The 9,700-nt window shown below is 70.3% G+C and carries 9 protein-coding genes; 5 read left to right on the forward strand and 4 right to left on the reverse strand.

The features are described 5' to 3' along the window. The first annotated feature begins 50 nt into the window (after positions 1 to 50). From BM204_RS01215 to BM204_RS01225, 3 genes are read left to right on the forward strand one after another with little or no spacing between them, the layout of a single operon-like run. Positions 51 to 941, forward strand: coding sequence for a DICT sensory domain-containing protein (locus tag BM204_RS01215; RefSeq protein ID WP_170259044.1), 891 nt, complete (start codon positions 51 to 53; stop codon positions 939 to 941). A 1-nt stretch (position 942) separates the two neighbouring features. Beyond that, complete coding sequence (locus BM204_RS01220; RefSeq protein ID WP_091109739.1) at positions 943 to 2,226, forward strand: NAD(P)/FAD-dependent oxidoreductase; 1,284 nt, start codon at positions 943 to 945, stop codon at positions 2,224 to 2,226. A gap of 18 nt (positions 2,227 to 2,244) precedes the next feature. After that, positions 2,245 to 2,652 (forward strand): hypothetical protein, encoded by a 408-nt coding sequence (locus tag BM204_RS01225; RefSeq protein ID WP_091109741.1) that lies wholly within the window; start codon positions 2,245 to 2,247, stop codon positions 2,650 to 2,652. A gap of 30 nt (positions 2,653 to 2,682) precedes the next feature. Here BM204_RS01225 and BM204_RS01230 read toward each other — a convergent pair whose 3' ends face one another. Further along, the gene (locus BM204_RS01230; protein ID WP_091109743.1) at positions 2,683 to 3,678 is read right to left on the reverse strand and encodes a stage II sporulation protein M; all 996 of its coding nucleotides are present in this window, start codon (positions 3,676 to 3,678) and stop codon (positions 2,683 to 2,685) included. A 52-nt stretch (positions 3,679 to 3,730) separates the two neighbouring features. On the opposite strand from BM204_RS01230, the gene BM204_RS01235 reads away from it, so the two are divergent. Next, complete coding sequence (locus BM204_RS01235) at positions 3,731 to 4,537, forward strand: RDD family protein (RefSeq protein WP_091109745.1); 807 nt, start codon at positions 3,731 to 3,733, stop codon at positions 4,535 to 4,537. Positions 4,538 to 4,639: 102 nt separating this feature from the next. After that, positions 4,640 to 5,365, forward strand: a complete 726-nt coding sequence (locus BM204_RS01240; protein WP_091109746.1) for a tetratricopeptide repeat protein — start codon at positions 4,640 to 4,642, stop codon at positions 5,363 to 5,365. A 4-nt stretch (positions 5,366 to 5,369) separates the two neighbouring features. On the opposite strand, the gene trmB is transcribed toward BM204_RS01240, so the two are convergent. From trmB to fusA, 3 genes are all read right to left on the reverse strand, one after another. Next, entirely contained in the window at positions 5,370 to 6,095 is a 726-nt protein-coding gene (trmB, locus tag BM204_RS01245) for a tRNA (guanosine(46)-N7)-methyltransferase TrmB (protein ID WP_091109748.1), read from the reverse strand. 209 nt (positions 6,096 to 6,304) lie between these two features. Continuing rightward, complete coding sequence (tuf, locus tag BM204_RS01250; RefSeq protein WP_091109749.1) at positions 6,305 to 7,498, reverse strand: elongation factor Tu; 1,194 nt, start codon at positions 7,496 to 7,498, stop codon at positions 6,305 to 6,307. Positions 7,499 to 7,580: 82 nt separating this feature from the next. Continuing rightward, positions 7,581 to 9,692, reverse strand: a complete 2,112-nt coding sequence (gene fusA, locus BM204_RS01255; protein ID WP_091109751.1) for an elongation factor G — start codon at positions 9,690 to 9,692, stop codon at positions 7,581 to 7,583. Positions 9,693 to 9,700 lie beyond the last annotated feature (8 nt).

Raw genomic sequence — 9,700 nt, forward strand, 5'->3', positions numbered from 1 at the left:
TGGTATTCCACAACTTCCTCAACAACCTGTTGAGGATGTACAGTGACAGCATGAACACGACGTTGAGGTTTGCGCAAGGGGCTGGGCCCACTAATTCGTCACTCACGATCGGGGACCTCGCCGAACGCACCGGTCTGAGCACGGCCACCCTGCGGATGTGGGAGCAGCGCCACGGGTTCCCGAGCCCGCGCCGGCTCGACAGCGGGCACCGACGCTACGCGGAGTCCGACGTAGGGGCGGTGCTGGCCGTGCTGCGACGTCGGGATGCCGGCGTACGCCTCGACGTCGCCATCGGTGAGACGACCAGCGCGGCCCTCCTCGACGTCGCTCCCCCGGCACCCTCGGTCTTCGCCGGCCTGCGGCGCCTGCACCCGCACCTGGCCACCCACCGGCTGAAGAAGTCGACCCTGCTCGCGCTCTCCTGGGCGATCGAGGACGAGTTCTGCGCGAAGGCCGACCGGGCGCACATCTTCGGCGCCTTCCAGGCAGCCAAGAACTACGACCCCGCCCACGACCGCTGGGTCGAGCTCGCCCGTGTGGCGAAGTCGGCCTTCGTCTTCGCCGACTGGGACACCGAGGAGCCGGGCAGCTCGCCGGTCAAGGTGCCGCTGGCGCTGGACGCCCCCATGCGTCGCGAGTGGGCCGTCATCTGCGACGCCGTCGACCTGCCGGTGGCCCTCACCGCCTGGGAGCTGCCCGGTCAGCGCGACGTGCGCGACCGCGACCGCGTCTTCGAGTCGATCTGGACCGTCGAGCCGGCCGCCGTGCGCGACGCCTCGCGCATCTGCACCCAGGTCGTTGCCGCTGCTCTGCCGCACGACGCAGCGCCGGTCCTCTACGACCTCGCCGAGCGGCCCGCCCCCGGCATGGCCGACCTGGCGTCGGTGACCTCGATGTTCAACCGCGTCGTGGCCTACGTCGACCGGTTCGGCGGCCGCTGAGATGGCCGGTCTCGACCTCGACATCGACGTCGCCGTCGTCGGAGCCGGCATGGCCGGCCTCCAGGCGGCGCGGGCGCTGACCCGCGCCGGCCTCGAGGTGCGGGTCCTGGAGTCCGCCGACGCCGTCGGCGGACGGATCCGCACCGACGTGGTCGACGGCTTCCTCGTCGACCGGGGCTTCCAGCTGCTCAACCCGGGCTACCCGGCCGTCAAGCGGTCCGTCGACGTCGCGGCGCTCCAGCTCCAGTCGTTCCCGGCGGGCGTCGCTGCGCTCCTCGACGACGGCCTCCAGGAGCTCGGCCACCCGCTGCGGGAGCCCCGCCTGGCGCCCACGACGCTGCGCTCGGTCATCACCAGACCCCGCGAAGGTGTCGCGATGGCCCGGTGGCTCGCGCCCCTGGCCAGGGCCAGCGTGGGCCGCGGGAGACTCGCGACGCGCCTGCCACGATCGTTCGACGGGAGCCTGCGTCAGTCGCTGGACCGCGTCGGCATGGACGGCGAGCTGCGCACGGTGCTGGAGCGCTTCCTCGCCGGCGTCCTGCTCGAGGACGACCAGTCGACGTCGGCCGCCTACGCCCTGGTGCTGACCCGCGCCTTCGCCACCGGCGTGCCGGGCCTTCCCGCCGCCGGCATGCAGGCGCTGCCGGAGCAGCTCGCCGCGTCGCTCACCGGTCGGATCTCGCTGGGCCGCGAGGTCGAGTCGTTGGCGGGCTCCTCGGGTGACTACACGCTCTCGGTGTCGGGCGAGAGGCTCCGCGCGCGCCACGTCGTCGTCGCGACCGCTGCCCCCGAGGCGGCCCGGCTGACGCAGGCCTACACGCCAGTGATGAAGGGGGTCGTGACGCACTGGTTCGCGACCGACGAGCTGCCCACCCACCGCGGCCTGCTCCACGTCGACGCCCGCACCCGCGCCTCCGGGCCCGTGCTGAACACGGCCGTCGTCTCGACCGCCGCGCCGTCGTACGCCCCGGCGGGGCTGCACCTCGTCCAGGCCTCGGCTCTGATGCACCCCGGCACGCCCGCGCCGACCGAGGAGCAGATCGCCCGCCACGCCGGCGAGCTGCTCGGCTCGGCCACCACCCGCTGGCGCTCGATCGCGCGCCAGGAGATCCCGCACGCGCTGCCCGTGCAGCTCGCGCCCTTCTCCGAGCGGCGCCCGGTGGTCATCGACCGCGGCATCGTGATGTGCGGAGACCACCGCGACACCGGCTCGATCCAGGGCGCGATGGTCAGCGGTGAGCGGGCCGCCCGCGCCGTGCTCGCGTCCCGACTCGTGGACCGGTGATCGACCGGTGAACGACCGATGATCACGGCCGGGGTCGCCTTCGCCCTCGCTGCCGCGCTGCATGCCGGCTTCCAGCTCACCGTCACGGCGCTCGTCTATCCCGTGCTCGCGCGGGTCCCGGCGTCGCTGTGGCGCGACGCGCACGCCCGTCACAGCCGCCTGATCGTCCCCCTCGTGGGGATGACGTACGGCGCGCTGGTGCCAACGGGTGCCTGGCTGCTCGCGTCCTCGCCGAGCACGCTCGGTGTCGCCGCGGTCCTCGCCGCCGCGGGTTCTGTGGTCGTCACCGCGGTCGCCGCGGCACCCACCCACGGCCGCCTGGTCACGCCCGACCCGGCGCTGCTGCGCCGGCTGCTGCGTGCCGACCGGTTGCGCGGGCTGTTCGCCGTGCTGGCGTTGGTGCTCGCGGTCGCTGCGCTCGGCTGAGGGCCGGCCAGCTCGGCGTCGGACCGCGCCTCAGGCCTGCGTCGCGACCCGGTCCTCGAGCAGCGCCGCGTCGAGATCGCCGGTGAAGCCGCGCTGGGCGGCGTTGCGGCCGAGCACGAACACGTAGGCGAGGAAGACCAGCTCGGCGAGCACACCGATCGAGATCCGCGCCCACGTGGGGAGCCCCGAGGGCGTCACGAACGCTTCGATCACGCCGCTGACCGCGAGCACCACCACCAGCCCGAGGGCCACCGTGGCGGCGGTGCGGCCCTCCCGCGCCACGGACTGGGGGCGGGTGAGGCCACCGGGCTCGATCCACGACCAGAACAGGCGTAGCCCCACCCCGCCGGCCACGAAGACGGCCGTGAGCTCGAGCAGCCCGTGCGGGAGGATCAGGCCCCAGAACAGCTCACCGCGGTCGGCGCGCATCATCACCGAGCCGATGATCGCCAGGTTCAGGATGTTGCTGAAGAGCAGCTGCACGACCGGGAAGCCCAGGATCCCGAGCGCGATGCAGAGGGCCGAGACCCAGGCGTTGTTGATCCAGACCTGCGCGGCGAAGTGGCTGGCGGCGTACTCGCTGTAGTAGCCCTCGAAGTCCTCGTTGACCAGCTGGTCGACCTCGGCCGGCGAGAGCAGGGTCTGCTCGACGGTCGGGTGGTCGAGGAGCCACCACATCATCGCCGCCGCGACGACCACGTTGGCTGCGACGCAGCCCAACCACCACCAGCGCAGCCGGTAGAGCGCGGCTGGGAAGCGCTCCAGGAAGAAGGTTCGGACGCCGCGCCACGAGGCCACGCGGGTGCCGACGGCGCGGTTGCGGGCCCGGGCGAGCAACGAGGAGAGATGCGCGACGAGGGAGGCGTCGGGGGCCGACGTACGCACGACCGAGAGATGCGTGGCCACCTGCTGGTAGCGCTCGACCAGCTCGTCGCTCTCCGCGCCGCTGAGCCGGCGGGTGCGGACCAGGGTGTCGAGGCGCTCCCACTCGTGGGCGTGCGCGAGCACGTAGGCGTCGAGGTCCACGCGCCCACTCTAGGCACGTCGTCCCGGCCGGGGCCGACCTAGACTGACCGCGATGTCCCCAGAGTTCGCGACCCTGACGACCGACGACCTCGTCACCGGCGAGGCCGTCGCGCTCGACCTGCCGGCCGCGAGCCTCGGCGCCCGCATCGCCTCCGGCCTCATCGACCTGCTCACGACCGGCGTCCTGCTGGTCGGCGTCATCCTGGTCGCCCTCGTCGCCGCCATCGACACGGACGCCGCGCTGGCGCACGTGGCCCTGATCGGCACGCTGGTCACGGTGTTCCTGGTCTTCCCGACCGTCGTCGAGACGCTGACCGGCGGGCGCAGCCTCGGCAAGCTCGCACTCGGCCTGCGCACGGTCCGTGACGACGCCGGGCCGATCACCGTCCAGCACGCGTTCATCCGTGCCCTGATCGGTTTCGTCGAGATCTACGCCTTCAGCGGGGTGCCGGCGTTCTTCTCCGCGCTGCTGAGCAGCCGCGGAAAGCGGCTAGGCGACTACGCGGCGGGGACGTACGTCGTCCGCGACCGGGTGCGCCTGCAGCTCGCCCCGCCGGCGATCATGCCGCCCCACCTCGCGGGCTGGGCCCGCAGCGCCGACATGACCTCGCTGCCGACCGGCCTGGCTCTGGCGGTCCGCCAGTTCCTCGGCCGCTCGGCCAGCATCGCCCCCGAGGCCCGGGCATCCATCGGCGCCCGTCTCGCCGACGAGGTCCGCCACCACGTGGCGCCCGCTCCCCCGCCCCACGCCCGCCCCGAGGACTTCCTGGCCGCGGTCATGGCCTCGCGGCGCGAGCGCGACCAGGCCCGGCTGCGCCGCGAGGCCGAGCTGCGGCGGCGGCTCACCTCCCGACCGTGACGTCCGCGCCTCACTCGGTCAGGCCGCCCTCACCGGTCCGCGGCTGCGGTGCGTCGACGAGGGAGGCTGTCACCCAGCAGCGCAAGGCGGCAGGATGGGGTCGTGCTCGACCTGACCTCCCTCTGGGACTTCGACGACCCGGCCGCTTCCGAGAACCGCTTGCGTCGCGCCATCCGCGGCGCAGGCGCGCGCGACCAGCACATCCTGATGACGCAGCTGGCTCGGGCCGTCGGCCTCCAGGGTCGCTACGACGACGGGCTGGGCCTGCTGGCAGCCACCACCGCGGTCGACGCCGAGGTGGCGGCGCGGATCCATCTCGAGCGCGGACGCATCCTGCGCACCCGTGGATTGCTGGACGCGGCGCGACCGGAGTTCGAGGCGGCCGCGGCCGCTGCGATCGGCTGCGACGAGGTGCACGTCGACGCGCTGCACATGATCGCGCTCGATGCTCCACCCGAGGTGCAGGGCGCCCTGCACGAGGAGGCACTACGGATCGCCCGCGCGAGTGCGGACCTGCGGGCGCGCGACTGGGACGCCTCGCTGCTCAACAACATCGGCATGGCCCACGCGGACGCCGGTGAGTGGCACGACGCCCTGGCGGCCTTCGAGAACGCGTGGGGTGCCCGCGAACGCCAGGGGGACGCGGGACGCACCAGGATCGCCCGCTGGATGGTGGCGCGGGCACTGCGACACCTCGGACGCACCGAGGACGCTCTCGCCATGCAGCGCAGCATCAAGGTCGAGCTGGAGGCGATCGGCGAAGAGGACCCCCATGTCGACGAGGAGCTCGCCCTCCTCGAGGTGGCGCGACGCGGCCACTCCCGTTAGGGCCTCAACCCACGCGGTGGTAGGCGACGTCGACGATGTCGCGGTCGACCGCCAACCCCTTGCGCTCGAACTTCGTCACGGGACGCTCCGACCAGCGCTCGACGGCCCCGCCCTCGAGACCAGGCTCTGCGTCCAGAACGGCGAGCATCTGCTCGGCGTACTGCGCCCAGTCGGTCGCCAGCCGCCACAGCCCCCCCGCCTCGAGGCGGGAGGCGACGGTGCGAGCGAAGTCCGGCGAGACGATGCGCCGCTTGTGGTGGCGGGTCTTGGGCCACGGATCGGGGAAGAACGTCCAGAGCTCACGGACGGCTCCAGGTGCCACGAGGTTCTCGATCGCCCAGACCGCGTCGACCGAGCAGAAGCGCACGTTGCTCGCCTCCGCCGCGGCCACCTCGTTGAGCCCGGCCGCCACGCCCGGCAGCCAGACCTCGAGCGCCAACACGTTGCACTCCGGGCGAGCAGCCGCGAGCACACCGGTCGCCTCGCCGACGCCGCTGCCGATCTCGATGATCAGCGGCGCCTCGCGCCCGAACCACTGCGACCAGGCGAAGCCGGGCTCGTCGACGGCGACGTCGGGGATGACCCAGCCCTCGTGGTGGGCGTCCCACGCCTGCTGCTGGCTGGGCGTGAACCGGCTCCCCCGACGGGAGTAGCTCAGCACCTCCCGCATCCGGCGACCGTCGTCGGTCAGCTTGCGGTGGGGGCGGGTCGGGGTCACACGGTCGTTCATGGTCCCATCCTCCTGGACGCCCTACGAGGGAAGCGATTCGCCGAGTCGGCGCGATGTTGCACCCGTGCGGCGGTTCCGCTGCAACATTGCGCCGACTCGGCGTGTGGGTCTGCAACATTGCGCCGACTCGCCAGACGCAGGACGACCCCGGACACGAGGTCCGGGGCCGTCCTGGTGGTGCAGGTGCTGCTGCGCCTAGGGCGCAGTGATCACTTGGTGATCTTGGTGACCCGGCCGGCGCCGACGGTGCGGCCACCCTCACGGATCGCGAAACGCAGGCCCTCGTCCATGGCGATCGGCTGGATCAGCTCGACGAGCATCTCCGTGTTGTCGCCCGGCATGACCATCTCGGTGCCCTCGGGGAGGGTCACGACGCCGGTCACGTCCGTGGTGCGGAAGTAGAACTGCGGGCGGTAGTTGTTGAAGAACGGCGTGTGACGCCCGCCCTCCTCCTTCGAGAGGATGTAGACCGAGGCCTCGAAGTTGGTGTGCGGGGTCGTGGTGCCCGGCTTGATGACGACCATGCCGCGCTCGATGTCCTCGCGCTTGGTGCCGCGCAGCAGGAGACCGACGTTCTCGCCGGCCTGGCCCTCGTCGAGCAGCTTGCGGAACATCTCGACACCGGTCACGGTCGACTTCTGGGAAGTCGTGCGGATGCCGATGATCTCGACCTCCTCGTTGACCTTGACGATGCCGCGCTCGATGCGACCGGTGATGACCGTGCCGCGACCGGTGATCGTGAAGACGTCCTCGACGGGCATGAGGAAGGGCTTGTCCGTCTCGCGCTCGGGGGTCGGGATGGACTCGTCCACCGCGGCCATGAGCTCAAGGATCGACTTGCCCCACTTCTCGTCGCCCTGGAGGGCCGGGAAAGCGGCAACGCGAATGACGGGGATCTCGTCGCCGTCGAACTCGTACTCGGAGAGGAGCTCGCGCACCTCCATCTCGACGAGCTCGATGAGCTCCTCGTCGTCGACCATGTCGCACTTGTTGAGCGCCACGACCAGGGACGGCACGCCGACCTGGCGGGCGAGCAGCACGTGCTCACGCGTCTGCGGCATGGGACCGTCGGTGGCGGCGACCACGAGGATCGCGCCGTCCATCTGGGCCGCACCGGTGATCATGTTCTTGATGTAGTCAGCGTGACCAGGGCAGTCGACGTGCGCGTAGTGGCGCGACTCGGTCTGGTACTCGACGTGCGAGATCGAGATCGTGATCCCGCGCTGACGCTCTTCGGGCGCCTTGTCGATCTGGTCGAACGCCGACGCCTCGTTGAGGGTCGGGTACGCGTCGTGCAGCACCTTGGTGATTGCAGCGGTCAACGTCGTCTTGCCGTGGTCGATGTGACCGATGGTGCCGATGTTGACGTGCGGCTTGGTCCGCTCGAACTTCGCCTTAGCCACTGGGGGCTCCTCCTGGTTGGGTTGATACTTGACTCGTGCTTGACGGGGGTGGTGCGCGCTGCGTGGTGGTGCCCGGTGAGGGTTACTCCCCACGCACCTTCTTGATGATCTCGTCGGCGATGTTCGTGGGAACCTCGGCGTACGAGTCGAACTCCATCGAGTACGACGCCTGACCGGAGGTCTTGGACCTCAGGTCGCCAACGTACCCGAACATCTCGGAGAGCGGCACGAGGGCAGCAACGACGATGTCGCCGTGCCTCTCCTCCTGCGCGCGGATCTGGCCGCGCCGGCTGTTGATGTCACCGATGACCGTGCCGAGGAATGTCTCCGGCGTGATCACCTCGACCGCGAACATCGGCTCGAGCAGGACCGGCTTCGCCATGCGGGCGGCCTCCTTGAAGGCCTGGTTCCCGGCGATCTTGAACGCGAGCTCCGAGGAGTCGACGTCGTGGTAGGCGCCGTCCTCCAGGGTGAACTTCACGTCGACCATCGGGTAGCCGGCGAGGATGCCGAACTCGAGGGCGTCCTGGCCGCCCTGGTCCACCGAAGGGATGTACTCCTTCGGCACACGACCACCGGACGTGGCGTTGACGAACAGGTAGCCAGCACCGACGCCCGTCTCGGGGTCGATGTTGGGGCCGAGCGAGACGACGACCTTGGCGAACTGGCCGGACCCACCGGTCTGCTTCTTGTGGGTGTAGCTGTGCTTGGTGACGACCTTGCGGAGCGTCTCGCGGTAGGCCACCTGCGGCTTGCCGACGGTGGCCTCGACGCGGAACTCGCGCTTCATGCGGTCGACGAGGATCTCGAGGTGGAGCTCGCCCATGCCGGCGATGATCGTCTGACCGGTCTCCTCGTCCGCCTTGACGGTGAACGTGGGGTCCTCGTCGGACAACCGCTGGATCGCGGTGCCGAGCTTCTCCTGGTCGCTCTTGGTCTTGGGCTCGATCGCGACCTCGATGACCGGGGCCGGGAACGTCATCGACTCGAGGATGACCGGGTGCTGGGGGTCGCACAGGGTGTGACCGGTCTTCGTGTCCTTGAGACCCATGACGGCCACGATCTGACCGGCGCCGACCGACGCGATCTCCTCACGCTTGTTGGCGTGCATCTGGTAGACCTTGCCGATCCGCTCCTTGCGGCCGTTCACCGAGTTGACCACGGTCGCTCCGGCGGCGAGCTTGCCGGAGTAGACGCGGACGTAGATCAGCTTGCCGAGGTGCGGGTCGGTCGCGATCTTGTAGGCCAGGCCCGAGAACGGCTCGTCGTCGGAGGGCAGTCGCTTGACCTCGACGGTCTCGTCCTTGACGGAGTGACCGATGATCGCGTCGATGTCGAGAGGGGAGGGGAGGTACTTGACGACGGCGTCGAGCAGGGGCTGGACGCCCTTGTTCTTGAACGCGGTGCCGCACAGGACCGGGTTGATCTTGTCGGCCAGGGTCGCGCGACGGATCGCGGCCTCGAGCTCCTCGACCGTGAACTCGCCCTCGTCGAGGAACTTCTCCATGATGACGTCGTCGGCGTCCGACAGCGTCTCGAGCAGCTTCTCGCGGTATTCGGCAGCCTGCTCGGCCAGCTCGGCCGGGATCTCCTCGACGACGTAGTCCTCGCCGATCGTGGTCTCGCCGCGCCAGACCAGCGCGCGCATGCCCACCAGGTCGACGACACCGATGAAGTCGCCCTCGGCGCCGATCGGCAGCTGGAGGACCAGCGGGGTGGAGTTGAGACGCTCCACCATCATGTCGACGCAGCGGAAGAAGTCGGCACCGGTGCGGTCGAGCTTGTTGACGAAGCACATGCGAGGCACGGAGTACTTGTTGGCCTGACGCCACACGGTCATCGTCTGGGGCTCGACACCGGCGACACCGTCGAAGACGGCGACGGCGCCGTCGAGGACGCGCAGCGAGCGCTCAACCTCGGCGGTGAAGTCGACGTGGCCCGGGGTGTCGATGATGTTGATCTGGTGGTTCTTCCACCAGCAGGTGGTCGCAGCGGAGGTGATCGTGATGCCACGCTCCTGCTCCTGCTCCATCCAGTCCATCGTGGCCGCGCCCTCGTGGACCTCACCGATCTTGTAGGTGATGCCGGTGTAGAAGAGGATGCGCTCGGTGGTGGTGGTCTTGCCGGCGTCGATGTGCGCCATGATGCCGATGTTGCGAACCTGGTTGAGGTCCGTGGTGATGTCGACAGCCACTGAAAGTC

Origin of the sequence: Nocardioides psychrotolerans (genome assembly GCF_900113685.1) — a bacterium.
GTDB classification, from domain to species: Bacteria; Actinomycetota; Actinomycetes; order Propionibacteriales; family Nocardioidaceae; genus Nocardioides; species Nocardioides psychrotolerans.

Coding starts and splice junctions, on each gene's coding strand:
- BM204_RS01220 (WP_091109739.1), top strand. CDS start 943: ATGGCCGGTCTCGACCTCGACATCGACGTCGCCGTCGTCGGAGCCGGC.
- BM204_RS01215 (WP_170259044.1), top strand. CDS start 51: ATGAACACGACGTTGAGGTTTGCGCAAGGGGCTGGGCCCACTAATTCG.
- trmB (WP_091109748.1), bottom strand. CDS start 6,095: ATGAACGACCGTGTGACCCCGACCCGCCCCCACCGCAAGCTGACCGAC.
- BM204_RS01235 (WP_091109745.1), top strand. CDS start 3,731: ATGTCCCCAGAGTTCGCGACCCTGACGACCGACGACCTCGTCACCGGC.
- BM204_RS01225 (WP_091109741.1), top strand. CDS start 2,245: ATGATCACGGCCGGGGTCGCCTTCGCCCTCGCTGCCGCGCTGCATGCC.